The organism is Pyxidicoccus caerfyrddinensis, assembly GCF_010894405.1.
Lineage (GTDB): Bacteria > Myxococcota > Myxococcia > Myxococcales > Myxococcaceae > Myxococcus > Myxococcus caerfyrddinensis.
Genome location: NZ_JAAIYA010000008.1, coordinates 531,919 through 554,850, shown reverse-complemented (window position 1 = coordinate 554,850; position 22,932 = coordinate 531,919). Strand labels below are relative to the sequence as shown.

20 protein-coding genes are annotated in these 22,932 nt (G+C 72.6%); 11 read left to right on the top strand and 9 right to left on the bottom strand.

All coding sequences use genetic code 11. The features are described 5' to 3' along the window. The 3 genes from G4D86_RS22165 to G4D86_RS22155 form a co-directional block, all read right to left on the bottom strand. Positions 1-3,391: non-ribosomal peptide synthetase (locus tag G4D86_RS22165; protein ID WP_163995961.1), on the bottom strand; the 3,391-nt coding region annotated here is incomplete at its 3' end. A 36-nt stretch (positions 3,392-3,427) separates the two neighbouring features. Then, positions 3,428-5,401: a hypothetical protein gene (locus G4D86_RS22160; RefSeq protein ID WP_240360396.1), complete on the bottom strand. Its 1,974-nt coding sequence runs from the start codon at positions 5,399-5,401 to the stop codon at positions 3,428-3,430. Position 5,402: 1 nt separating this feature from the next. After that, positions 5,403-6,578 (bottom strand): cupin-like domain-containing protein, encoded by a 1,176-nt coding sequence (locus G4D86_RS22155; protein WP_163995959.1) that lies wholly within the window; start codon positions 6,576-6,578, stop codon positions 5,403-5,405. A gap of 78 nt (positions 6,579-6,656) precedes the next feature. Here G4D86_RS22155 and G4D86_RS22150 point away from each other — a divergent pair, with 78 nt between their 5' ends. From G4D86_RS22150 to G4D86_RS22130, 5 genes are all read left to right on the top strand, one after another. Beyond that, a complete protein-coding gene (locus G4D86_RS22150) occupies positions 6,657-6,836 on the top strand; it encodes a Xan family putative trans-acting RiPP leader peptide (RefSeq protein ID WP_163995958.1) in 180 nt (59 codons plus the stop codon). An 18-nt stretch (positions 6,837-6,854) separates the two neighbouring features. Next, positions 6,855-7,868, top strand: a complete 1,014-nt coding sequence (locus G4D86_RS22145) for an aromatic ring-hydroxylating oxygenase subunit alpha (RefSeq protein ID WP_163995957.1) — start codon at positions 6,855-6,857, stop codon at positions 7,866-7,868. After that, entirely contained in the window at positions 7,865-8,851 is a 987-nt protein-coding gene (locus G4D86_RS22140) for a c-type cytochrome (protein WP_163995956.1), read from the top strand. Before G4D86_RS22145 ends, G4D86_RS22140 begins: the two co-directional genes overlap by 4 nt. Before the next feature lie 79 nt (positions 8,852-8,930). Continuing rightward, entirely contained in the window at positions 8,931-10,826 is a 1,896-nt protein-coding gene (locus tag G4D86_RS22135) for a hypothetical protein (RefSeq protein WP_163995955.1), read from the top strand. 20 nt (positions 10,827-10,846) lie between these two features. Next, positions 10,847-11,959 (top strand): hypothetical protein, encoded by a 1,113-nt coding sequence (locus tag G4D86_RS22130; RefSeq protein WP_163995954.1) that lies wholly within the window; start codon positions 10,847-10,849, stop codon positions 11,957-11,959. Positions 11,960-11,995: 36 nt separating this feature from the next. Here the strand turns inward: G4D86_RS22130 and G4D86_RS22125 are convergent, their stop codons facing one another. Continuing rightward, positions 11,996-13,273, bottom strand: coding sequence for a TldD/PmbA family protein (locus G4D86_RS22125; protein ID WP_163995953.1), 1,278 nt, complete (start codon positions 13,271-13,273; stop codon positions 11,996-11,998). A gap of 199 nt (positions 13,274-13,472) precedes the next feature. On the opposite strand from G4D86_RS22125, the gene G4D86_RS22120 reads away from it, so the two are divergent. Next, positions 13,473-14,813, top strand: coding sequence for a metallopeptidase TldD-related protein (locus G4D86_RS22120; RefSeq protein ID WP_163995952.1), 1,341 nt, complete (start codon positions 13,473-13,475; stop codon positions 14,811-14,813). Between the two features lie 21 nt (positions 14,814-14,834). On the opposite strand, the gene G4D86_RS22115 is transcribed toward G4D86_RS22120, so the two are convergent. Continuing rightward, positions 14,835-16,205: a cupin-like domain-containing protein gene (locus tag G4D86_RS22115; RefSeq protein WP_163995951.1), complete on the bottom strand. Its 1,371-nt coding sequence runs from the start codon at positions 16,203-16,205 to the stop codon at positions 14,835-14,837. A 201-nt stretch (positions 16,206-16,406) separates the two neighbouring features. Between G4D86_RS22115 and G4D86_RS22110 the strand changes: the two genes are divergently transcribed. Beyond that, entirely contained in the window at positions 16,407-17,051 is a 645-nt protein-coding gene (locus G4D86_RS22110; protein WP_163995950.1) for a hypothetical protein, read from the top strand. A 3-nt stretch (positions 17,052-17,054) separates the two neighbouring features. Here the strand turns inward: G4D86_RS22110 and G4D86_RS22105 are convergent, their stop codons facing one another. Then, positions 17,055-17,531 (bottom strand): carboxymuconolactone decarboxylase family protein, encoded by a 477-nt coding sequence (locus G4D86_RS22105; RefSeq protein ID WP_163995949.1) that lies wholly within the window; start codon positions 17,529-17,531, stop codon positions 17,055-17,057. A 125-nt stretch (positions 17,532-17,656) separates the two neighbouring features. Then, entirely contained in the window at positions 17,657-19,129 is a 1,473-nt protein-coding gene (gene pdxR, locus G4D86_RS22100; protein ID WP_163995948.1) for a MocR-like pyridoxine biosynthesis transcription factor PdxR, read from the bottom strand. Positions 19,130-19,370: 241 nt separating this feature from the next. Here pdxR and G4D86_RS22095 point away from each other — a divergent pair, with 241 nt between their 5' ends. Then, positions 19,371-19,682: a TetR/AcrR family transcriptional regulator gene (locus G4D86_RS22095; protein WP_205519676.1), complete on the top strand. Its 312-nt coding sequence runs from the start codon at positions 19,371-19,373 to the stop codon at positions 19,680-19,682. Here the strand turns inward: G4D86_RS22095 and G4D86_RS22090 are convergent. Further along, positions 19,604-20,020: a VOC family protein gene (locus G4D86_RS22090; RefSeq protein WP_275899134.1), complete on the bottom strand. Its 417-nt coding sequence runs from the start codon at positions 20,018-20,020 to the stop codon at positions 19,604-19,606. The genes G4D86_RS22095 and G4D86_RS22090 overlap by 79 nt on opposite strands. A gap of 361 nt (positions 20,021-20,381) precedes the next feature. Here G4D86_RS22090 and G4D86_RS22085 point away from each other — a divergent pair, with 361 nt between their 5' ends. Together G4D86_RS22085 and G4D86_RS22080 are read left to right on the top strand one after the other, a co-directional pair. Beyond that, positions 20,382-20,588: a cold-shock protein gene (locus tag G4D86_RS22085; protein WP_163995947.1), complete on the top strand. Its 207-nt coding sequence runs from the start codon at positions 20,382-20,384 to the stop codon at positions 20,586-20,588. 76 nt (positions 20,589-20,664) lie between these two features. Then, positions 20,665-20,847: a hypothetical protein gene (locus G4D86_RS22080; protein WP_163995946.1), complete on the top strand. Its 183-nt coding sequence runs from the start codon at positions 20,665-20,667 to the stop codon at positions 20,845-20,847. A 145-nt stretch (positions 20,848-20,992) separates the two neighbouring features. Here the strand turns inward: G4D86_RS22080 and G4D86_RS22075 are convergent, their stop codons facing one another. After that, positions 20,993-21,865 carry a LysR family transcriptional regulator gene (locus tag G4D86_RS22075; protein WP_205519675.1) on the bottom strand — a complete coding sequence of 291 codons (873 nt, stop codon included), beginning with the start codon at positions 21,863-21,865 and terminating at the stop codon, positions 20,993-20,995. 107 nt (positions 21,866-21,972) lie between these two features. Here G4D86_RS22075 and G4D86_RS22070 point away from each other — a divergent pair, with 107 nt between their 5' ends. After that, positions 21,973-22,920, top strand: coding sequence for an alpha/beta fold hydrolase (locus G4D86_RS22070; protein ID WP_163995944.1), 948 nt, complete (start codon positions 21,973-21,975; stop codon positions 22,918-22,920). The last annotated feature ends 12 nt before the right edge of the window (positions 22,921-22,932 follow it).

Below are 22,932 nucleotides of genomic sequence, written 5' to 3'. Positions count from 1 at the left end.
GCTCCACGGCTTCCGGTACGTGGTACGCGCAGGAGTCAGGCTGAAGCTGGTGAAGGAACCACAGCCGCTGCTGGGCGGAGGAGACGACAGGCGGCGTGCCTTGCGCAAGCGGCGAGGGCGCCGGAAGCGGAGGCAGCCCCGCTGAGCGCAGCTTCTCCAACTCGCGCGCCAGTCCGGCCACGGTGGGAGACGCGAACAGCGCCGCCAGCGGCAACTCCACACCGAAGGCCTGCCGCACCCGCGCCACCAGCCGCGTCGCGCTCAGCGAGTGCCCTCCCAGGTGGAAGAACGAGTCCTCGCGCAGCACGCGCGCGCGTCCCAGCACCTGCCCGAAGAGCCCGGCCAGCAGCTCCTCCACGGGCCCGCGCGGGGGCTCACCTTCCTCGGGCTGCACGTCGCCATCCACGTGCAGCGCGGCCAGCGCCTTGCGGTCCACCTTGCCGCTGGTGGTGGTGGGCAGCTCCTTCAAGGCGATGCAGCGCGAAGGCACCATCGCCTCCGGCAGCACCGCCGCCAGCGCCGCGCGCAGCCTCCGCGCCGCATGGGCCTCGTCGTGCTCCAGGACGACGAAGGCCTCCAGGTGCGAGTCCACCGGCCCCGAGCGGGCGAGCACCGCGGCCTGACGCACGCCGGGCACGCGCAGCAGGGCGGCTTCCACCTCCTCCAGCTCGATGCGCACGCCGCGCACCTTCACCTGGAAGTCGGTGCGGCCCATGAAGCCCAGGGTGCCGTCGGCGAACCAGCGCACGCGGTCGCCGGTGCGGTACAGCCGTTCTCCAGGCACGCCGGAGAACGCATCCGGGATGAATCGCTCGGCCGTCAGGTCCGCGCGACCCCGGTAACCGCGGCCCAGGCAGGTGCCGCCGATGTACAGCTCTCCGGGCACACCGGGGGGCACGGGCTCGCCGCGCGCGTCCAGCACGTACAGCCGGCACCGGTCCAGCGGGCGTCCCAGGCGCACGGGCCGGCCCGCGAGCGTGTGCTCCGCGGCGACGTTGATGCTCGTCTCCGTGGGCCCATAGGTGTTGACGAGCCGCGTGCGCGTGAAGGCGAGCTGCTGGACGAGCCCCTCGGGCAGCACCTCGCCGCCGGCCACGACGACCTTCAGTGTGCGCAGGGCCTCCGGCGCGCCGGGCTCCTCCAGGGCCGTCGCCAGCGACGACGGCGTCATGACGATGTGGGTGACGCCGTGGCGGAGGATGTCGCGCCCCAGCCCCAGCGGGCCCACCTCGCGCAGCACCGTGCGCGCGCCCCGGGTGAGGCTGAAGAGCAGCTCCTCCAGGTGGATGTCGAAGGACAGGCTGCCCGACGCGGCCCAGCAGTCACCGGGCTGCGTGTCGTAGTACGCGTCGAAGGCCGCGAAGCAGTGGACGACGTTGCGGTGGGTGAGCTCCACTCCCTTGGGCTCGCCCGTGGAGCCGGAGGTGTAGAGCAGGTACGCGAGGTGCTCCGCGCGAGCCCGCCGCGGCACCACCGCGGGCACCGCGCCGCCCACGTCTGGCGCCAGCACGGGCACGCCGGGCTCCACGCCCTCGAACAGGGAGGGCCGGCTGACGACGAGCCGCGCCCCGGAGCGCCGCAGCAGCGCCGCGCGCCGGGCCGGCGGGTGCGAGGCCTCCAACGGCAGGCACGCCGCGCCGCTCATGAAGATGCCCAGCAGTGACACCACCGCGTCCAGCGAGCGCTCCAGGCACAGGCCCACCACGCCCTCGGGCCCGGCCCCGGCCGCCGCCAGGTGCGCGGCCAGCCGCGAGGCCCGCGCGGCCAGCTCGCCGAAGGTGAGCGTGCCCTCGGGAGCCACCACGGCCGGCGCGTCCGGCGTCAGCGCCGCCCGGGCCTCGAAGAGCGAGGCCACCGTGGCCTCTGCGTCGAAGGGCCGCGCGGTGTCGTTGAAGCCGTGCACCACCTGCGCCCGCTCCGAGACGGACATCAGCGCCAGCGCATCCACCGCGGTGCCCGGCGCGGCCAGCGCGTGCTCCAGCAACCGCAGGCAGTGGCCGAGCATCCGCTCCACCGTCGCGGGCTGGAACAGCTCGGTGCTGTACTGGAAGGAGAGCTCGAAGCCGCCGCCCGTGGCCACCACGGTGAGCGACACGTCGAACTGGCTCGTCCGCGTGTCCAGCCGCACCGGCCGCGCTCCCAGTCCGGCCAGGGCGCCCGTGAGCGAGCGCTCCTCCTCGTACAGGTCGAACATCACCTGGAAGAGCGGCGTGCGGCCGAGGCTGCGCTCCACGCCCAGCGACTCCACCACGCGCTCGAAGGGCACCTCCTGGTGCGCGGTGGCGTCCAGCACCGTGCGGCGCACCCGGGCCACGTGGGCGTCGAAGGTCAGCCCCTCGGGCAGCGCCGTGCGCAGCACCACGGTGTTGACGAAGAGGCCCACCACGTCCTCGGCCTCCAGGTGCGAGCGGCCGGCGACGGGCGTGCCCACGCACAGCTCCGCCGCCTGCGTGTAGCGCCGCAGCAGCGCGGAGAAGGCCGCGTAGAACACCATGAAGGGCGTCACCTGGTGCTCGCGGCAGTACGCGCGCACCTGCGCCGTCAGCGCGGCGGACAGCGGCACGGGCTCCGTCTGGGCTCCCCGGTCCGTGCGCACGGCCGGACGCGGCAGGTCCGTCACCAGCTCCAGCACCGGTGGCGCGCCGGCCAGCTGGCGCTTCCAGTACTCCAGGTGGGTGGCCTCACGGGCCTCCGTCGCCGGCGTGCGCAGCCACGCGGCGAAGTCGGCGTACTCCAGGCGGGGCGGCGTCCAGCGCGGCTCCTCGCCCCGCGTCAGCGCGGAGAGCAGCTCACCCAGCTCGCGCATCAGCACGTTGAGCGACCAGCCGTCGAACACCAGGTGATGCAGCACCAGCAGGAAGACGTGGCGGCGGGGGGCGAGGCGGAAGAGGCGGAAGCGGTAGAGGGGCCCGCGCTCCAGGTCGAAGGGGCGCGTGGCCTCGTCCTGGAGCCGCGCCGCCAGCCGGGCCTCGCGCGCGTCGGCGTCCAGGGCCTCCAGGTCCTCCAGCGCCAGCACCCGGGCCGGGGCGTCGTGGAAGGCGACGAGCGGGCGCCCCTCCGCGCTGGGGAAGGTGGAACGCAGCGCCGCATGGCGCGCCAGCAGGAGCACCAGCGCGCGCTCCAGCACCGCCGCGTCCACGTCCCCCGTCAGCTCCACCGCGCGCGGCACGAGGTACGCCGCCGAGTCCGGCTGGAGCTGGTGCAGGAACCACATGCGCTCCTGCGCGAACGAGGGCACCGCGGGCGCGCCGTCCGGCCGCCGCACCGGCCCCACCGTGTTCGGCGCGGCGGCGGGTCTGGAGGCCTGCGCGCCGCCGCGCTCCAGCAACTGCTTGAGGCGCTCGCGCTGCTCGGCCGGGGAGAGGGGGGCCACGTCTTTGCCAGAGGCCATCGGCGGGGTGTTTCCTCGAAGGGCTACATCGAAGGGCTACATCCGCATGCGGATGTTGAAGCCGGCACGGAACAGGCCGAGCGCCGTCGCGGGCACGTCCGCGACGCCGGTGTCGGGCTCGAAGCGGAACTCGCCACCGCGCGGCCCCAGGGGCGTCTCGACGAAGAGCTGCACGGAGACGTCCCGCCTCGGCGTGAAGCCGAAGTCCAGGCGGGAGAAGAGGGACACATCACTGACGTTCGCCAGCGTGGTGAGGGTCACCGCGGGCGCGAAGACGCTGCGGCGCGCGAGCGACACCTGTCCCATGCCGTAGAAGCGCCCGAAGTAGAGCGGCTGGAAGTCCCCCGTGGAGCGCAGCCACGTGAGGAAGGCCCGGTCCTCGTAGCCGTGCTGGTTGAAGAAGCCCTCCGCGCGCAGGACCATCCGGTAGATGTCCGCAATCCGCACCTGCGTCATCACCCCGCCGCTGGCCTGCACCCAGGTGCCGCGCGGCGTCTGCTCCTGGAAGCCGTCCGCCGTGCGCTCCCAGCGGTGCACCGCGTCGTCGCGCAGCAGCGCCACCTCGGCGTTGAGGTCCAGCGGGCCCACGCCGCCGGACCAGTCCAGGCCGTAGCGCGGGCGCCGGCCCTCGTCGAAGACGGCGGTGGCGGCGAGCTCGCTGGAGCCCATGGCCACCTCCGCTCGCACGGCCCCGCCATAGCGCGCGCGGTCCGGCGTGCCGCCCTCCAGGTCCGCCGTGGCGATGAGCCACAGGTTGGACGCCAGCGACTCCCAGGGGATGTTGACCTTGATCATGTCCACGCCCGTGCGCAGGTCGAACGCGTCGAGCGGCAGCAGGTTGGGCTGGCGCAGGAAGTCCGTGGTGTTCCACACGCGTGAGCTGCCCCACTTGATCTGCTGCCGCCCCGCCGTCACGAAGACGGTGTCGGCGAGCACGAAGCGGAACCAGAGCTGGTCCAGCAGGACGTGGGGCTCGGACAGCGTGGAGTCCAGTGGGTCATAGAGGAGCCGCCCCGTGACGAAGCCGCGCAGGCTCTCCGACGGCTTCACGTCCAGGTACACGTCCACCAGCGCCGGGAAGAGGGGCTTGAGCTGCGTCTGCCCTCCGCCGCGCGAGCCGCTGAGCTCGCCCCGCTGGTAGTACATGCCGCCCACCGTGAGCAGGTCCGGCGGCTTCGCGGCGACGGGCTCGCGCTGCACGTCCTCCACGACGGCGCTGCCCAGCGCCTCCGCGTCCGGCGGGGTGGCTGCCTCCGGGGACGCCGGAGAGACTGGAGCGGCCGATGCCGGCGGTGGCGCCACGGGGGACGCCGCCGGGGCGCTGTCCTCGCCGGGAGTGGAAATCTCCGCGGGCCGCATCAGCTCGTCCACGGATGCCGTCGCCACGTCCGGCTCGCCCGTGCTCGTGGACGCGGGCGCTGGCGCGGGGGGCGCCGCCACCTCGGGCGCCGCCGCGGCCTCCGCCGCGGCCTCCGCCTCGGGCTCCGGCAGCACCGGTGCCTCCAGGACGCTCGGCGCCGGAAGGTTCGGGGGCAGGTACGTCATCGCCTGCACCTGGCCCTGCGCGAAGAACACCGTGACGCCGAGCGAGGCGTAGTGGAAGGCGAGCTGGTTGCCGGCGGTGGCCTTCACCCCGTAGCAGGGCTTGCGGCCCCTCCGCGCGGCGCACGAGGGCCCGAGCTCCGCCTCCAGCGCCTCGCGGGTGGGCGCGGGCCGTGGGAACACCTCCAGGCGCAGCAGACTGCCCGTGCGCGAGGTGAGCACGGCGCGCACGCCGCGCGTGCCGGGAGGCGCGGACGCACCGAGGTAGGTGACGACGTGGTCCTTGCCCTCTTGCGCCTCCAGGGCGGGCCTGCCGAGCTCCCGGTAGAGGATGCGCGCGGACGTGACACCCGGCTGCAGGTCATTCCAGCCAGCGCCGGCGGCCACGCTGCTCCAGGCAAGCCACAGCACCAGAGCGAGTCGGGCGGGGGAGGGAAGAGGCATCATGATGTCGACCGAGCGTCGCAAGTTACTCCATCGGCTCGCGGGCGAAGAAGGTGGGGGCCCCGGCGTTGCGCTCCACCATGGCGGCGAACGCGCCCGGCGGCGTAGGGATGGGGTCGCCCGACGCCTGGAACGTGAAGTGCTCGTAGTACAGCGCCACCTGCCGCCGCAGGAAGGCCGGCAGGCCCGCCACCAGCGCGCGAGTCCGGGCGCGGTGGCGAGCGTCGGCGGCAGGCTCGTCCGGCTCCGGCGCGAAGGCCTCCGGCGCGTCGACGAAGACGGTGCGCCGGTACAGCGCCAGCGCCCGGGCGCGCTCGGCGTGCGTGCGCGGGAAGAACAGCCGGATGGCCTCCGTCAGGTTGCGCTGCACCTCGCCGAGCTGCTCGAAGGAAGCCGCGAGCACCCAGTTGTTCACCATGACGTTGAGGCCGAAGGACTCCACGTGGTGCCACCACATGGGAGGGATGACGAGCACGTCGCCAGGGCCGATGACGGCCACCCGCGCCTCGCGCTGCGCCTCCCGGAAGCGGGGGAAGCGCTCCAGGTCCGGGGACAGCATGCGCACGTGGCTCGCCTGGGCCTCCTCCAGCATCCGGTCGAACGGCGCGTGGTACAGGCTCGCCATCAGCTCGGGCGCGAACATCGTCACGCGCTTGGTGCCCTCCACCATGCAGATGAAGTTGAGGAAGTCGTCGTAGTGGAGGTTGACCACCTGCCCGTTGGAGCCCGCCCACATCAGCGGGCGGAGCTGCTCCTCCGTGAGGAAGGGCAGCACGCCGGGCCCCAGCCCGTCGAACAGGGGCGTCCCCCGCTCGATGAGGTGCGCCTGCATGTAGACGTAGTCGCCCGACTCGCCCCGCAGGCTGCGCAGCAGCTCGTGCCCGAAGGCGTCGAAGGGCGCGCCCTCGCGGGGGGCGCCGAACGTCACGTCCTGCAAGTCTTCCCGGAAGTGATAGTGCCCGCCGGACCGCGGGTGCATCTGGTGGAAGGTGACGGGGCGCGCGCCGAAGCGGGCCCCCAGAGCGGCCACCTTTGCCTCGGGTGTGGCCGCCGCCCGCAGCTCCCTCAGGAGCGGCCAGTCCTCCAGGCACCCCTCCACCACCACGGGGGCGTCCAGGGCCCGGGCCAGCAGCGCCTCCGGGCGGGGACGGTGGACGCGGGGGACGGGCTGGGCCTCGAAGGGGAGGGGGGGCACGTTCATCGGGAGCGGACTCTACCAGCGTTGACAGCATCCCCGCCTTCCGGGAGCATCATATTCTCATCTTTCAAGGAGGTCGCAATGGCGTCGGACGGAACCACTCCCGTGCAGGCAGCTCCCAGCGTGTCGAGCCAGCCAGCGGCCGAGCCCATGCCGGTGGAGGCCTCGGCGGCGGCGCCCGAGAAGCTGGATGAAATCGAGGAGATCGACTTCCTCCTCGAGGAAATCGAAAGCAAGATCGCCCCGCTCGCGCTGGCCTGAGCCCGGCCCCGTTCCGACGTGCGCTCCTACCGCGAAGCCTTCTCTCCGTACTGGCACCCCGTCGCGTACGCGAGCGAACTGAAGGACCGGCCCCTCGCGGCCCGGTTGCTGGAGACGGACCTGGTGGTGTGGCGCACCGGCTCCGGCGTCGCGGCCACGCAGCGCCACTGCGCGCACCGTGGCGCGGACCTGTGCGCCGGCGAGCCCACCGCCGAGGGCCTGCGCTGCGCCTTCCACGGGTGGACCTGGGGGCCGGAGGGCGCGTGCGTGCGTCTTCCCTCGCGGCCCGGAGGCCCCATTCCGCCCACGGCCCGGCTGGCGGCGTTCCGGGCCACGGAGCGCTACGGCCTCATCTGGGTGTGCCTGGCACCGGAGCCCGCGGCGCCGCTGCCGCACTGGCCGGAGCTGGAGGACGGCGCCCTCGCGGTGGTCCACCTGCCCCGGCTGGACTGGGACGCCTCCGCGGGGCGGATGATCGAAATCGTCCTCGACGTGGCCCACCTGTCCTGGGTGCACCGGGGCACCTTCGGCAACCCGGACGAGCAGGAAGTGCCTCCCTATGACGTGGAGCGCCGGGAGGACGGGGTGCATGCGCGGATCATCTATCCGGCGCTGGCCCCCGGCCTCGACGGCGCCCCGCCGAAGGTGGACCGGACCACGCTCACGTATGACGTGACGCTGCCCTTCGCCGCGCGCCTGGCCTTCAAGCCCACGCTCTTCTATGCGCACACCGTCTACGCCATCGCCTCGCCGGTGTCGGAAGAGAAGATGCGGTGCTTCTACTTCGCGACGTACCACCCGAGGCTGCGCCACTTCCCGGACATGTTCGTGAAGAGCGAGCTGGCCATCCTCGAGCAGGACCGCCGCGTGCTGGAGGGCGTGCGGCCCCGGGCCCATCCCACGGACTTCGCGGGCGAGGTTCACACCCCCGCGGACCGGCTCCCCATCGAATACCGCCGTGGCGTGCTCGCCCTGCGACTGGGCCAGCACGTGGACGGGCCCGCGCCGGACGGCGCTGGAGGAATGCCATGAGGTGGACGAGGGCCGCGGCCCTGTTGCTGGCGCTGGCCGCGTGCCGCGAGCGCGCGGAAGCACCGCCCGCGGAGGCGAAGGCTCCTCCCGCGGAGGCGAAGGCTCCTCCCGCGGAGGCGAAGGCTCCGGCCGTGGAGGCGAAGGCCGCCGCCGCGAACGCCGCACAGGTGGAGCGCGGGCGCTACCTGGCGGAGCACGTGCTGGGCTGTGTCTCCTGCCACACGGAGCGGGACTTCGGCCGGTTCGGCGGCCCGATGACGGGCACGCCCCTGGCGGGCGCCTGCTTCGGCGACGGCTGGGAGCTGCCGGGCCGCGTCTGCGCGCCCAACATCACCTCGGACCCCGAGCACGGCGTGGGCCGGTGGACGGACGCGGAGCTGCTGCGCGCGCTGCGCGAGGGCTTCGGCCGCGACGGCCGCGACCTGTTCCCCATGATGCCGTACCTGGAGCTGCGCGCCCTGTCCGACGCGGACGCACGCGCGGTGGTGGCGTGGCTGCGGCAGGTGCCTCCCTCGCCCCGCGCCACCCCGCGCACGCAGGTGCCCGCGGAGGTGTCCGAGGAGTTGAAGGGTCTGGCCGCGCCGCTCACCACGGCGGTGGCGGAGCCCGGCCCCACGCCCGTCGAGCGCGGCCGCTACCTGGCCACCGTGGCGCAGTGCGCCTTCTGCCACTCCGGTCCCCCGGGCCCCGGCGGCCCGGGGCCCTTCGTAGGCGGCCGTGCCACGCCCACGCCTCACGGCGCCGAGCAGGCCCCGAGCCTGCTGCTGCCTCCGAAGGGCCGCCTCCCTCCGGACGAGGACGCCTTCGTGGCCCGCTTCACCGCCTTCCGCGAGGTGGCGGACGCGCCTGTCCGCGACGGCCAGCTCAACCGGCTCGTCATGCCGTGGAGGGACTTCTCCGGGATGAGGGAGGATGATCTCCGCGCCCTCTACCGCTACCTGAGGACCGCGTCCGCGCCGGTCGCCGCCAAGGCGGGTGACTGACGTGCGCTGGCCTCCCCCCAATGATCCCGGTAGACTTCCGCCGCGCCGCGAAGCCGCTCCCCCTGGTGGCCCCCTTCCCATGAAACCGTCTCCCCTGAGCTGTGTCCTCACGCTCGCGCTCGTGCTTGGCGCGGGCTGTGACGTCCTCAACACCTCCGACGCGGAAGGGACGCGTGGCCGTGGCGCGAGGGCGTTCGACCCCTACGCGAGCTCCGCTTCCGGCGCCATCTCGCTGTCCCTGCTGTCGTTCCAGGGCTGCGCGGTGCTCCCCAGCGGCGAGCCCGTGGCCTCCGGCACGCGGCCGCTGCCCGGCTACCCGGCTGCTTGCCAGAACATCAACTCCGGCTTCCCGCCCGGTCCGCCCGCGCCCCCCACGGCGAAGTTCAACGTGACGCCCGGCGCGCTCTACTTCCTGCGCGAGCTGACGGTGATGGACGCCGCCATCAACGTCCACACGAACTTCACCAACCGCCAGGCCCCGGCGACGTGGATGCGCAAGCAGTCGCTCTTCAAGAGCCTGGACTGGTCCGGCCTGGCCGTTGGCCGCGACGAGTGGCGGCTCATGAGCGACGACGCCTACCGGCGCGAGACCTACTTCGAGAACGCCGCGTGGATGACGTCCAGCGACGACACCTTCCTGCTGGAGGTGCTCGACGCGGACGGCAACGTGCGCGCGGAGCAGACGTACAAGCGCACGGACTTCCTCGCGGAGACCAGCGTCACCGGCCGCACCCGCGTGAGCTGGGCGGTGAACGGCATCGGCCGTCCCAACTTCCCCGGGGACCCGGAGCTGCACCGCGTGGCGAAGTTCGGCGACCCCGTCTTCCACACGGGCGTGAAGGTCTCCCTCGCCAACTCCACCAACCCGTTCAAGTCCTTCACCATGCCGCAGCTCACCGGCGAGGGCGCCATCCGCGTCACCTGGAGCCTGATGAAGGACGCGCCCTTCTACTTCCCCGTCAACTTCGTCCCCGAGGCGGAGCGCCCCGCCACCTGCTACCGCCTGGACGCGGACGGGCTGGCCACCTCCGAGCGCGTGCCCTGCGGCTTCGGCCTGGAGCAGGCGGTGCGGATGAACACGCCCGCCAACGGCCAGTTCTTCCAGCCGGGCGACACGCTGGACTTCCAGGTGTCCCTCCAGGACGGTGACGGCCACGCCCTGCACTCGCGCGACCTGATGCCCAGCTTCGATGAGTACCTCGGCGACGAGTCCAACGGCCTGGGCTATTTCAACGAGGGCATGCTGCTGAACTTCCGCGACACCAGCAGCTCCGAGTCCGGCTTCAAGGTGGTGGGCCCGCTGCAGGACCTGAAGGTGGTCAACGGCACGTACTCGCTGCCGTACTTCGCCTTCCCGGAGCTCAGCGAGCCCAAGTACTACGTCGCGCCCGGCACCAACGTCATTCCCGGCGGCAACGCCACCGAGCCGCCCACCCGCTACGCCGTGAAGCTGCCGGAGAACGCCAGGGCCGGCACCTACGCCGTCGTCCTCAAGGGCCACCGCTCCTTCATGGGCGAGCGCCTCAACCGGATGGACCCCTTCTTCTTCCAGGTGGGCCAGGCCGAGCCCACCACCTACCCGGGCCGCGTGGGCAACTGCCAGCTGTGCCACAACGGGGTGAACTCGCTGAGCAACCTGCACCACGGCGTGAGCGTGGACCACGTGGAGCTGTGCAAGACGTGCCACTTCGACGCGTCCGTCGGCCACATCTCCGAAATGATTCACAGCCTGCACATCAACTCGCGCAAGTACGCGCAGAACAAGGGTGACTGCACGCTGTGCCATCTGACGCGCGAGAGCACCCTGCGCCCCAGCCTCATCGCCTGCAACAGCTGCCACCTCACCTCGCACGGCACCGACTACTTCGACCTGCAGTTCGCGCCGCTGCAGGTCACCCCCAACGCCTACGGCAATTGCGCCAACGCGTGCCACGTCGCCGCGCCGCCGGCAGAGCACGTCCTGCCGAAGAACTGAGCTTCCGAGAGAGACCGCCCATGAGGACTTCCACCGCTGTCTTCACCAGCGTCCTGCTCGCCCTCTCCGGTTGCTCCGGAGAGGACGTCGTCCCGTCCGCGCCGCTGGCGGACGAGGTCCCCTTCTCCCCGCTCCCCGAGCGGCAGACCACCGTCTCCGGCATCGTCTATGACCCGGAGGCGTTCTTCTTCTCGCTGGCCATGTTCCCGCCCGACCCGGAGGACCCGGAGGGTGAGAACGCGCCGCCGCCCGCGCTCTTCGAGGGCATCCCCTTCCTCACGCTGTCGGTGGCCGTGGGCTCCAGCGTGAGCCTCGTGGCCGACGGCGCGCGGGCGGGCTCCAGTCAGGCGCCCTCCACGCCCACCGGCTTCTGGCAGGTGCAGGGCGTGCCCTCCAGCGACACCCTCCACTACCTGGCGCGCGCCGAGCCGCCCGCGCAGGGCCCGGTGCTCACCGGCGGCGTGGACATCTTCCCGTCGCCTCCGTTCGAGACCGTCCCCGAGGGCCAGTACTTCCCCACCACCGCGCTGCGCCCCATCATCGCCTCGCCGGCGATGTGCCAGGGGCAGGTGGCCGCGCTGGTGGGTGAGACGGGCGCGCTGGGCGCGCTCGCGCAGCTGCTCTCCGCGCAAGGGACGCCCACCACGGCGGCGGACCTGGCGGACCCGGCGAAGACGGGCGGCGTGCTGCTCGTCTGGGTGTACGCCCCCAGCTTCGCGCTGGACCTCTTCAACATCCCCAGCGGCGGCATCATCGCCGAGGCCTCGCGCGGCACCGTCTACGGCCTCGACTGGGCGCCGCCGGGCGCCGTCCCCGAGGGGCAGTCGCCCATGGGGTACCTGGCCGCGCCGGAGCCCACCAGCAGCCTGGGGTACTTCGCCGTGGTGCTGCCTCCCGGCGGCGGCTCGGCCCCGGTGACGCTGACCTTCAAGGACACCAAGGTGACGGGGCCGGAGGAGGAGCCGGGCCCGTTCGGCCCCCGCCCCTGGCGCGTGCCGGCCATCACCGTGCCGGGCGTGCCGGGCATCTCCTTCCTGCGCCACTTCGCGCTGCGCGCGGAGGACGAGCCGGTGGACCCGGACGCGGATCCGGTGCCGCCGGACGACCTGAGCTGGCGCTGCATCGGCCAGTGACGCCGAGCGGCGCCGGGGCCCGCTTCCGGGCGGGCCTCAGCGCCAGGGCCGGACGTGGAGCTGGCGGAAGCGCACGGAGGGCTGCCCGAAGGACACGGGCAGCGGGCCGTGGTCCATCTTCCGGCAGCCGCGGGTCGCGAAGAGGTTGGTGACGTCGGCGCCCACCGCGTCGATGGCGGCCAGGGCCTCCAGGCCATTGCCGCTGAGGATGGCGGGTGACACCCGCCGGCCCGGCACGCCGTCGCGCACCTCCTGGGCCTCCACCACGTAGAAGCTGAAGTCCCCCGACAGCAGGTTCATGTGGCGGGGCGTGAGGTGCCGCACGAGCAGCCCGTGCCGCACGTCATGCAGCAGCGAGGCGAGCTCCCCCTGGTGGGGCTCCACGCGGGTGTGCGCCATGCGGGGCAGGGGCGGGTGGCGGAAGCTCACCCGGCGGCCGTGGCCGTTGGGCGAAAGGCCCAGGGCCCGCGCGCTCCGCGTGTCGAGCAGGGGCACGCCGACGACGCCCGCGCGCAGCAGCGGCACCGCGCACGCCGGCTGGCCCTCGTCGTCCGTCGCGTAGGCCAGCGCCTCGTGGCCGTCGGTGGGGTCGTCCGACACGGAGACGTGCTCGGGCGCCACGCGCTCCCCGAGCCGGCGCGCCAGGTACGAGCCGCCGCGGGCGACGACGTCTCCCTCCAGGGGATGGCCGCAGACCTCGTGGAAGAAGCAGGCGGAGGCCGCGCCGGGCGGGAAGACGATGGGCAGCGGGCCCGTGGGGCACGGCACCGGGGGCGTCTGCTCCCCCAACTCGCGCGCCAGGCGGCCCACCCGCGTCCGCAGCGTGGAGGCCGCCTCCAGGAGCCGGGGGACGTCCGGGTACGCGGCGCAGCGCCACTGCTCCACCGGGCCGCCGTCGGCGGTGTGGAGCACCTTCACCTCGACAATCACGGCCTCTCGCTGCGCTCGCACACGCCGCGCTTCGTCGGAGAAGAGGGTGTCGCGCCGCACGTGGCGCAGCAGGACGTCGAGGTGGGCCGCGCCCTCGGCGCGCGCCGCGTCCACCAGTCCGTGGATGAGCTCCGCGAAGGCCTCACCGCCGCCGGAGAGTCCCGGCTCGGGGGCGAGCAGCGCGCGCGCTTCCTCCGCGAGCGAAGCGGGCAGGGCACCGGGAGGCAGGCCCGCGCCCGCCACTTCCGTCCACGTGTGCTGGCTGCCGCCGGGGTGCTCGCGGTGGACGGAGCAGCCGCGCTCGAGCGTGGGCGCCCGGACGCGCAGCCCCGAGCGCTGGTGCACCACCTCGCTGACCTCGTGCCGCTCGACGAACCAGTCCACGCGTTGGCTTCTCCAGGGGCGGCGCCCTGGTGCGAATCATGGCACCGGCGCACACCGGGTGCCCAGCCCGTCCGGCGGGGCGCGGCGGCGGGCGAGGAGGCTGGTGCCGCGAGCGGCCCGGTGTCATGGGCACACGGGGCGAAGCACGCGCGGGAGCGCGGGGATGCGGCATGATGCGGGCGGGAGCCTGACGCGACGGATGCGAACCCCTGGCGGTGGACGGGACGGTGCGGAGACGGAGCAGGGCGCTTCGCTGGCGGCGCTGGCCGAGGCGGGACGTGACGCGCTCGCGGACACCGCCCGCGCGCTCGGCGTGGACAGCCTGGAGTTGCATCTCTCGGCGACGCGGCGGGTGAGCCGGGAGCTCGACGTCCACGCCGGCACGGCCGTCACCACCCGGGGCGAGTCCCGGACGGCGTGCGCCCGCGTCTGGCTGGGAGACTCCTTCGGCGCTGCCGCGGCGCCAGTGGGCGGGCGCGAGGACGTGCGGGACGTGCTGGCCGCCGCCGTCCGGAGCGCGGCCTCCGGCGCGCGAGGACCCGTGCCCCCCGCGCTGGAGCCGGGCCCTGACGTCCCTCCCGCGCTGCCGGAGGACACCTCGTCCCGGCTGGAGGCGCTGTCGGAGCGCCTCCTCCGCACGGGACTTCCTCCCGGCGTGGTGGTGCAGGCGGCGGTGCTCACCCAGACGGCCACCTGGCGCGCGGTGCTGCGCGCGGACGGCGGGTGCCGGGGTGAAGCAGGGCGCGCGGAGGAGGCCTTCGTGCGCTGCGAGACCGCACGCGGCGCCGTGGTGGACGCAGTGGCCGCGCCGCCGGGCGGCGAGGTGGACTTCGCGCCGCTCCGAGCGCGCCTGGAAGAGGCCGTGGCCGCGCTGGAAGGGCCCGCCGGGCCGCCGTCACCGGGCCTGCCGTGGGTCCTGCGCCCCGCCGTGGCGGCGCCGCTGGTGGCGGGCCTCGCCTGGCTGCTGCGCGGAGACGTGGCGGCCTCGACGCCCGCCCTGGCTCGTGCCGCGGGGAAGAAGCCCTTCCCGTCACTGCTGTCCGTGGAGGACGACCCGCGCCAGCCGCTGGGCACCCGCCCGAGGACGCTCGACGACGAGGGCCAACCCACGCGCGGGCTGAAGCTCATCTCCGAGGGGCGGCTGGCGGCCTTCCTCCACTCGGCGGAGACGGCGGCACGGCTCGGCGCCGAGCCCCACGGCCGGGGCTTCCGCGAAGGCACCGCGCCTCCCGCGCCCTCGCCCCTCAACCTCTTCGTCGTCCCGCGCGCCGACGCGCTGCCCGCGGACTGCACGGAGCTGGTGGCCCGCGTGGAGACCTTCACGACGATGTCCCGCCCCGGCGTGGTGCTCCTCATCGCCGGGGGCTGGGAGGTGCGGGGCGGACGCCGCGTGCGCCGCATCGCCCCGGTGGAGCTGGAGCTTCCCGTGATGGAGACGTTCCGCGCGCTCAGGGGCGTGGGGAGCGATTTGACGTTCTTCCCCACCGCCGACGGCGTCGGCACGCCGAGCCTCGTCCTGGCCCTGACCCCACCGGGGTGAGGGCCGGGACGGGCGCCCGCGTCAGGCCTCCTGGCCGGGCTCGCAGTGCTGCACGGCCCGCCAGCGCACCAGGTCGTTCAGCAGCCCCTGGAGGGCGCCGCGCTTGAAGGTGCGCCCCTCCAGCTTCGTGAAGAACGCCTCCTCCAGCTCCTTCACGCGCACCGGCGTGCCCGCGTTGAGGGTGGCCACGAGCTTCTCCATGCGGCGGCTCACCGCGGCATTGGCGGCCAGCATGGACGAGCGGCCATTGGCGGCCACCAGCACCTGGCCTCCCGGGAGCGGCATGGTGACGATGGGCCGCGAGGGATGGGCCCGCACCCAGTCCTGGCCGGTGACGGGCTTCGCGGAGCGGTCCTCCGGCGGCACCCCTTCCATGGCGCCGTTGGTGAGGAAGCGCACCCAGGCGGCGGTGCTCTCGCGGTCCGCGGCCATCACATTCTCCCGCTTGCCGCGCTTGCCGATGGAGCTCTTCAGCGCGTTGGGCACCTTCCACTTCGGCGCGCCCGGCATCTCCGTGTGGCGCAGCCGGTCGGGCCACTCGTGCTCCGGGGCCATCTCGACGAACTCGGGCGGGCGGAAGTTGAAGCCCACCGACGCGGACACGCACATGCCCTTGCCCGGCTCCGCGCGGTGCCAGTACGAGGCCGGCCAGAAGAGGACGTCGCCCGGCGAGGCCTCCAGGAACTTCGCCTGCGAGAGCAGCTGCTCCTCGTCCGCCTTGTCGCGCAGGTGGATGAGCGCGTTGTGGTCGATCAGGTTGGGGCCGTCCTTCGGCAGCTCCTCGCGATGCGCGAGCTTCTCGAAGGGCCAGAGGCTCATCACCTTCTGCCCCTGGATGACGAAGTTGAAGATGTGCAGGTCGTCCTTGTGCACGCCGAAGGGCGTGTACAGGTAGTTGCCCATGAAGAGCGTCGAGTCCACGCCCGACAGCGGCACGCCGAGGGCCTGGAAGAAGCCCCCCAGGAAGCTCTTCACCTGGAGCCAGTGGTTCCAGTGGTACGTCTGGAGGTTGTTGAGCAAGACGCCGAAGCGCCGGCCCTTCAGCTGGTGCGTCATGCGCGCCGTGTACCCGTCGAGCGTCCGGTCCTCGGGGACGGGCAGGTAGCGCGACAGCGAGAAGATGGAGGAGTAGTCAGGGACCTGACCGGGCTCCGGCTCGTGCTCGATGTAGATGCGAATCTGCTGCTTGAAATCGCCCTTGCGGTAGCGCTCACCGCACGCGAGCACCGCCTCGAAGGCGTCCTGGGGCGTGGGGAAGTGCGCGGGAAACAGTCCCCGGAAGACGGTGGGCTGACGGTTCCAGTACTCCTTGACGAACGTCTTCCAGAAGGAGCGGGGGAGGGCGAGGGACGGCTCGGGAGGAAGGTCGAGCACGGAGTTGGATGGGGCCATGGAAGTTCCCTGGGGGGTGAAGCCGGGAAAGAGGCGAGGGGATGATAGCACCAGCCAACGGTGCCTCCGCTCCCAGGCGGGCGGGCGGGCGGGCGGGCAGGCAGGCGAAGCGCACGGGATGAATCCGGTGCATGCTGCGGCCCGCGCGTCGCGCCGGACCCAGGCGGGTCCGTGGCGCGTGACGCTCCCCGGAGGATGCGGATGTCGGGTCAGTCACTGGCGGCGAAGCTGATGGAGGGCGCGCGCGAGTGGGCGAAGCGGCTGCCCTCCGCCCTCGGTGAGGACGTGGCGGTGGACGTGGGGCGCAAGCGGCTGCGCCTGTCCCACCCCCGCGTGGAGATGGTGGTCCGCCAGCTGCTGCGCAAGGTGAAGCACCTGGAGCTGCGCGAGTGGACCGCGAAGCCGGACGTCTACGACGTGCGCCTGTCGGTGCAGGGCTGGAAGCTGCGCGTGCAGACGACGCTGGAGCGCGTGGAGCTGTCCTCCGGCCGCTACCGGCTGTGGCTGCTCACGCCGGGCGTGGTGGAGCTGGAGGAGTCGCGCACGGCCTCGTCCCTGATGATGGGCGTGCTGCGCGCGGGCGCCGGACAGGCGGCACTGCGCGCGCTGGCGGAGCGGCTGCTCCCGCCGGGCATCCGCTGGGACGGCAAGGTGCTCCAGATTGAGGGCAAGCTGCCCTCGGAGGGGCCGCTGCCAGCGAAGCTCTTCGACAACACCTCGCTGGAAGTGTCGGCCGAGCACTGCGCGGAAGGGCTCTGGCTCGGCGCCGAGGCGTGGCCGGGACTGATGGACCTGCTCCAGGTCCTCTTCGGCACCGAGCTGCCGCGCACGCCGCCCGGGACGTGAAGCTCAGCCGCCCTTCTGCGGGGACACCGGGGCCTTGTAGGTGCCCGGCGTCGTCCGCGAGGCGATGGCCAGGCGGTTCCACGCGTTGATGGCGGCCACGGCGAAGGTGAGGTCCGCCAGCTCCTTCTCGGAGAAGTGCGGTTTCACCGCCTGATACACGCTCTCCGGCACGTGGCCCTCCGACACGAGGGTGACGGCCTCCGTCCACGCCAGCGCCGCGCGCTCGCGCTCCGAGTAGTACGGGCTCTCCTCCCACGCATCCAGCCCGTAGAGCCGCTGCTCCGTCTCCCCGGCGGCGCGCAGGTCCTTCCAGTGCATGTCGATGCAGTACGCGCAGCCGTTGACCTGCGACGCGCGCAGCTTGATGAGGTGCAGGAGGTTGGCCTCCAGCCCGCACTCATGCAGGTAGCGCTCCAGCCCCATCATCGCCTGGTACACACCCGGGGCAACCTTCGCGGGATTCAGTCGCTGTGCTTCCATGGCCCATCCTTCCGTGTGGCCGGGCGGCTTTCGGTCCCGGCGTTCGTGGGCCTGATGTAACGGGAGGCCCCGCGCCACACGAGAGCCACTTTCGAGCCGGCTCATGGGGCCACTTTCCGCCCCCATCAGCGCAGGGCCCGCGCCAGTCGTGACACGCCCTCCACCAATTCCTTCTCCGGCACGCAGGCGTAGCCGAGCAGCAGCGCCCCGCGCCCCTGCCCGTGCAGCCGGAAGGCGGAGAGCGGGTTCGCCACCAGCCCCGCCTTGGCGGCACGCTCCGAGGCCTCGCGGTCATCCCTCCCTTCCGGAAGCCAGCCGACCAGGTGCATTCCCGTGTGCAGGGGCTCCACGTCCAACAGCCCCCGAAGCTCGCGCCGGGCGGCCTCGACGAGCACCTGCTGCCGGGCGGCGTAGAGCACGCGCATGCGCCGCACGTGTCGGCTGAAGTGGCCCTGGGTGATGAAGTCCGCGAGCACCGCCTGGTCGAGGATGGGCGAGTGCCGGTCGATGTACCGGCGGGCGGCGCAGAAGGCATCCACCAGGGCCTCGGGCACCACGAGGTAGCCCAGCCGCAGCGCGGGCGACAGCACCTTGCTGAAGGTGCCGGTGTAGAGGACGCGGGCGTCCGGAGCGAGCCCCTGGAGCGCGGGCAGCGGACGCCCCTCGTAGCGGAACTCGCTGTCGTAGTCGTCCTCCAGCACCCACGCATCCGAGCGCGCCGCCCAGTCCAGCAGCGCCTTGCGACGCCGCTCGCTCATCACCACGCCGAGGGGAAACTGATGCGCGGGCGTGACGACGGCGAGCCGCGCGTCCGGACGCAGCCGGCGCCCCGCCTCCACGTCCAGCCCCTCCGCGTCCACGGGCACGGGAATGCGCGTGGCGCCCGCGGCGGTGAGCGCGCCATGCGCGGGGACGTAGCCCGGGTCCTCCACCCACACGGCGTCGCCGGGGTCCAGCAGCACCTGCGCCGCCAGGCTCAGCGCCTGCTGCGTGCCATTGACGATGAGCACCTGCTCCGGCACGCAGCGCACGCCGCGCGCGGTGGCGAGGTAGTCCGCCACGGCACGGCGCAGCGGCGGGTGGCCCGCGGCGGGCACGTGCGACATCAAGTCCCGCCACGAGCGCTGCCAGCGGGTGTGGAGCAGCCGGCCCCACAGCTCGCTCGGGAAGCCGTCCAGCGAGGGAAGGCCCATGCGGAAGGCCATGTGTCCCGGGGCCATGCCGGCCGCGGGGTTTTCCAGCGGCGGCATCGAGGCCACCGCGGCGCCCCGCTTCGACAGCGCGGGCGCGTCCACGCGGCGCTCCGGCACCCGGGCGGTGGCGCGGCGCACGGAGAGCAGCCGCTCCGGCAGCTCGCGGGCCACGTACGTCCCCGAGCCCGTCTGTCCCACGAGGTAGCCCTCCGACAGCAGCCGCGAGTAGGCGTTGAGCACCGTGTTGCGCGACACGTCCAGTTGCTCCGACAGCGCGCGCGTCGACAAGAGCCGCGTGCCCGGGGCCAGCCGCTCCGCGAGGATGGCCGCGCGCAGCGCCTCCGCGAGCTGCTCCTGCAGGGGCGCGCCCGTGGACCCGTCCAGCACCAGCGACGTGGCCGCCATGACGGGCGGCCGCTTCCGGAGTCTCTGCTTCGCTGTCACCTCTCATTCACCTCGGTGATGTCCCACATCACCAACCATCACTGGGATTAACGGTAGAAAGCGCGCAGCGTCTCCGTCGTAGGCATGAGTCCAGGAACACCCGCCCACGTCGGGTGTCCGGGAGCCTGGCGGGGCGGGCCCGCCGGGAAGCCTGTGCCGGGTCTCCTCGTGGGGCCCGGCTCGAGTCCAGGGGGAGGAAAGCATGTTCGGGCTGCCGTGGTTCGACCTCATCGTCGCGCCGGTGCGCATGAAGAGCGACGAGGGAACGCGCGACAGGGTGCTGCGGGCCGCGGCGGGGCTCGTGCGGGAGCAGGGCCCCGAGGCGCTGACGCTCGAGGCCGTCGCGCGCCGTGCCTTTGTAGGCCCGGGCGCGCTGCGCTACCACTTCGGGGGCAAGCGGGGGCTGATGAATGCGCTGGAAGCAGCGCGGGCCGTTCAGGCGCCCTCGTCGCCCCACACGTTCGCCCGTCCCTCGAGCGGCCCCCGCTGGGGCCGCACGACGCAGAAGCGCTGACCGGAGGGCGCTTCCATCACCCACCAGCGCTTGATGAACTCCACCCGCTTGGCGCCCAGCGCCTCCAGCCGCTTCACCTCGGCTTCGATGTCATCCGTCTCGATGTCCAGGTGGACGCGGCTGGGGTGCCCCACCTTCTGCACCAGCAACATCGGCTCGCCGTCCCCCGTCTTCAGCTCCCGGTAGTTGGGGCTGTCGGCGTCGGGCGGGTTGGCTGGCCGGCCGAAGGCGCGGCTCCAGAACTCCGTGGCGGCGTCCAGGTCGTCCACCTTGCAATCAATCACGAATGCGCAAAGCCGGCTGTGGTGCATGTCTCCTCCAGGAGGGACGGAGGCCATGCGGCCCTCCGTGCGGGGGTCCGGATACACGGAAGACAGCGGGCAGGTGAATGCCTTGTGCACCGGCCCGCACTCCGCCACGGCCCCCATGTCGGCTCGCGGATAATCCGTGACTCCCGCGTGCCGGAAACGGGCGAAACGGGCCCTGGCGCATTAGTTTGAGACTGCCGCGGGGCGCTTCCCTGGGGGGCAAGGGGCCGGAATTCTTCGGTTCTTCCGCCAGTTTCACTTCACGGCTGACAACCTGTGGATATTCGGGACCTTCCACAATCGACTTTGGTCCCCTGACAGGCTAGAGGCTGGCCCACCCCACGTCGGGACCTGGGGCGGCCTCCGGGCCGCATGCAGAAAGAAGAAGCACATGGCGACTGGTACCGTGAAGTGGTTCAACGACTCGAAGGGCTTTGGCTTCATCGCCCAGGACAACGGCGGCCCTGACGTGTTCTGCCACCACAGCGCGATCCAATCGGATGGGTTCCGGACCCTGGCCGAGGGCCAGAAGGTGGAGTTCGAGGCGAAGAAGGGCCCCAAGGGCCTTCAGGCCGAGAACGTCCGCATCGTTGGCTGAGAGCTCGGCTCCAGCACCCGTCGGCCCGGCTTCCTCATGATGGGGCCGGGCTTTTGTTTTCAGTGAAGGAGGCTCAATGCAAGGAAGATCCACGAAGCGCCAGAAGGAGCAGGCGCGCAAGCAGCACCAGCAGGAGAAGGACGTCAAGCGCTCCGAGCGGAAGAAGGAGAAGTCTGAGCGCCCCACCCGTCAGCCCGGCGATATCGACCCCGACATCGCGGATATCGTCCCCGGCCCGCAGCCGCCGCTGGAGTACTGAGACACACCGTCTCGGAAGAGGCTTCCAGCGGGTCGCTCGGACCGCGCTCGTCCCGGTGCTGCTCCCCATGCGCTCGCAGGGGACGGCATGCGGTGGAACGGAGCCGGGTGACACGCTGGAAGCGCCGCAGTCCGGAGCGCGGCCTTCAGCGGAACAGCGGGCCAACGAAGTCGATGAAGGCCCGCAGCTTCGGGAGCCGCTCCCGCCCTGGTGGCCAGAGGAGCCAGTACGCCCCTCGCTCCACCAGGTGCTCGCGCAGGACGGCCACGAGCTGGCCCGACGCGAGCGCAGGTGCCGCGACGAGCTCCGGAACCTGGGCGATGCCCATCCCATCCATTGCCACCAACTGCACCGCCTCCGGGTGGTTGAAGACCAGCGTCCGGGGCACGTGCACCGGCGCGTCCTCGCCTTCCACCGACGAGAGTGCCCACGGCTCCAGGCGCCCGGTGGAGGGGAAGCGGAAGTGGATGCAGTCGTGCTCCGCGAGCTGCGAGGGAGTGCGCGGCACCCCGCGCTTGCGCAGGTACTCGGGTGACGCGCACAGCACGTAGCGGATGGGCGCGAGCCGCCGGGCCTTGAGGCGGGAGTCGGCGGGCTCTCCCATGCGGAGCGCGACGTCGTAGGAGCCGGCGGCGAGGTCCACGATGGAGTCCTCCAGCTCCAGCTCCAACTGCACCTCGGGATACCGGTCGCGGAAGCGGCGCAGCTGGGGCACCAGCACGCGCAGGCCGATGATGGGCGGCACCGTCACGCGCAGCCGGCCCCGGGGCTTCGTGAGGCTCTGGGAGACCTCGGCCTCCGCGTCGCTCACCTCGCCGAGGATGCGCACGCAGCGCTGGTAGTAGAGCGTGCCCTCCTGGGTGAGCGACACGCGGCGCGTGGTCCGGTCCAGGAGCTTCACGCCGAGCCGCTGCTCCAGCCGCGCCACGCTCTTGCTCACCGCCGACGCCGTGGTCCGCAGCTGTCTCGCCGCCCGGGTGAAGTTCCGCGTCTCCGCCACGCGGACGAACGTGGCCATCGTCGTGAGGGTCTCCATGCGTGGGATGCATTTATGACATCCATGTCCAAGGTGTCATGCCGCGAGTCGGTCTACCGGGGCAGGGGGGCGGCTCGTAGATTAGGGGCATGAAGACACCTGAGCTTCCTGCCTCTTCAGTCCCGGTCTCCCGGCGACAGGCCCTCGCGAGCGGCTCGCAGCCCACGTCCGATGCGAAGGCGTTCCGCTACCGCACCGTGGACATCGACGGGCTCTCCATCTTCGTGCGCGAGGCCGGAGACCCGGCGGCCCCCACGCTCCTCTTGCTGCACGGCTTCCCCAGCTCGTCCTTCATGTACCGCGAGCTGATGGACGCGCTGAAGGACGAGTTCCACGTCGTCGCCCCGGACTACCCGGGCTTCGGCCACAGCTCGGCGCCGCTCCGGGGCGAGTGGCCCAACACGTTCGAGGCCATCACCGACGTGGTGGACACGCTGACGACGCGGCTCGGGCTGAAGCGCTACGCGCTGTACGTCCAGGACTACGGCGCGCCCGTGGGCTTCCGGCTCGCGGCGCGGCACCCCGAGCGCATCACCGGCATCGTCACGCAGAACGGCAACGCCTACGAGCAGGGGCTGACGCCGCTGTGGGCTCCCATCCGCGCGCTGTGGGCGAACCGGGACGACGCGGCGGCGGAGGCGGCCGTGCGCGGCATCTTCACGCGCGAGTTCCGGAAGATGGAGCACGCGACGGGCATCCGGGACTCCAGCCGCGTCAACCCGGATGCTGCGCTGCTGGACCAGCTGCTGCTGGAGCGGCCTGGCGTGGCCGACGTACAGCTCGACCTCTTCTACGACTACCGCACCAACGTCGCGTCCTACCCCGCGTGGCAGGCGTACCTGCGCCAGCACCAGCCGCCGCTGCTCGCGGTGTGGGGGCAGAATGATCCGGGCTTTGCCCCCGAGGGCGCACTGGCCTTCAAGCAGGACGTGCCCGGCGCCGAGGTGCACCTGCTCGACAGCGGCCACTTCGCCCTGGAGGACCACGGCGACGTCATCGCCGACCACGTGCGCGGCTTCCTGCGCCGCCTCTCCTGAGCGCAAGGCCCC

Bases quoted from the DNA above. Each gene is read 5' to 3' on its own strand.
- G4D86_RS22095 (WP_205519676.1), top strand. From the start codon at position 19,371: ATGTTCGGGCTGCCGTGGTTCGACCTCATCGTCGCGCCGGTGCGCATG.
- G4D86_RS22085 (WP_163995947.1), top strand. From the start codon at position 20,382: ATGGCGACTGGTACCGTGAAGTGGTTCAACGACTCGAAGGGCTTTGGC.
- G4D86_RS22105 (WP_163995949.1), bottom strand. From the start codon at position 17,531: ATGGAAGCACAGCGACTGAATCCCGCGAAGGTTGCCCCGGGTGTGTAC.
- G4D86_RS22150 (WP_163995958.1), top strand. From the start codon at position 6,657: ATGGCGTCGGACGGAACCACTCCCGTGCAGGCAGCTCCCAGCGTGTCG.
- G4D86_RS22070 (WP_163995944.1), top strand. From the start codon at position 21,973: ATGAAGACACCTGAGCTTCCTGCCTCTTCAGTCCCGGTCTCCCGGCGA.
- G4D86_RS22080 (WP_163995946.1), top strand. From the start codon at position 20,665: ATGCAAGGAAGATCCACGAAGCGCCAGAAGGAGCAGGCGCGCAAGCAG.
- G4D86_RS22110 (WP_163995950.1), top strand. From the start codon at position 16,407: ATGTCGGGTCAGTCACTGGCGGCGAAGCTGATGGAGGGCGCGCGCGAG.
- G4D86_RS22075 (WP_205519675.1), bottom strand. From the start codon at position 21,865: ATGGCCACGTTCGTCCGCGTGGCGGAGACGCGGAACTTCACCCGGGCG.
- G4D86_RS22120 (WP_163995952.1), top strand. From the start codon at position 13,473: ATGCGAACCCCTGGCGGTGGACGGGACGGTGCGGAGACGGAGCAGGGC.
- G4D86_RS22135 (WP_163995955.1), top strand. From the start codon at position 8,931: ATGAAACCGTCTCCCCTGAGCTGTGTCCTCACGCTCGCGCTCGTGCTT.
- G4D86_RS22140 (WP_163995956.1), top strand. From the start codon at position 7,865: ATGAGGTGGACGAGGGCCGCGGCCCTGTTGCTGGCGCTGGCCGCGTGC.
- G4D86_RS22130 (WP_163995954.1), top strand. From the start codon at position 10,847: ATGAGGACTTCCACCGCTGTCTTCACCAGCGTCCTGCTCGCCCTCTCC.
- G4D86_RS22090 (WP_275899134.1), bottom strand. From the start codon at position 20,020: ATGGCCTCCGTCCCTCCTGGAGGAGACATGCACCACAGCCGGCTTTGC.
- pdxR (WP_163995948.1), bottom strand. From the start codon at position 19,129: ATGGCGGCCACGTCGCTGGTGCTGGACGGGTCCACGGGCGCGCCCCTG.
- G4D86_RS22115 (WP_163995951.1), bottom strand. From the start codon at position 16,205: ATGGCCCCATCCAACTCCGTGCTCGACCTTCCTCCCGAGCCGTCCCTC.
- G4D86_RS22155 (WP_163995959.1), bottom strand. From the start codon at position 6,578: ATGAACGTGCCCCCCCTCCCCTTCGAGGCCCAGCCCGTCCCCCGCGTC.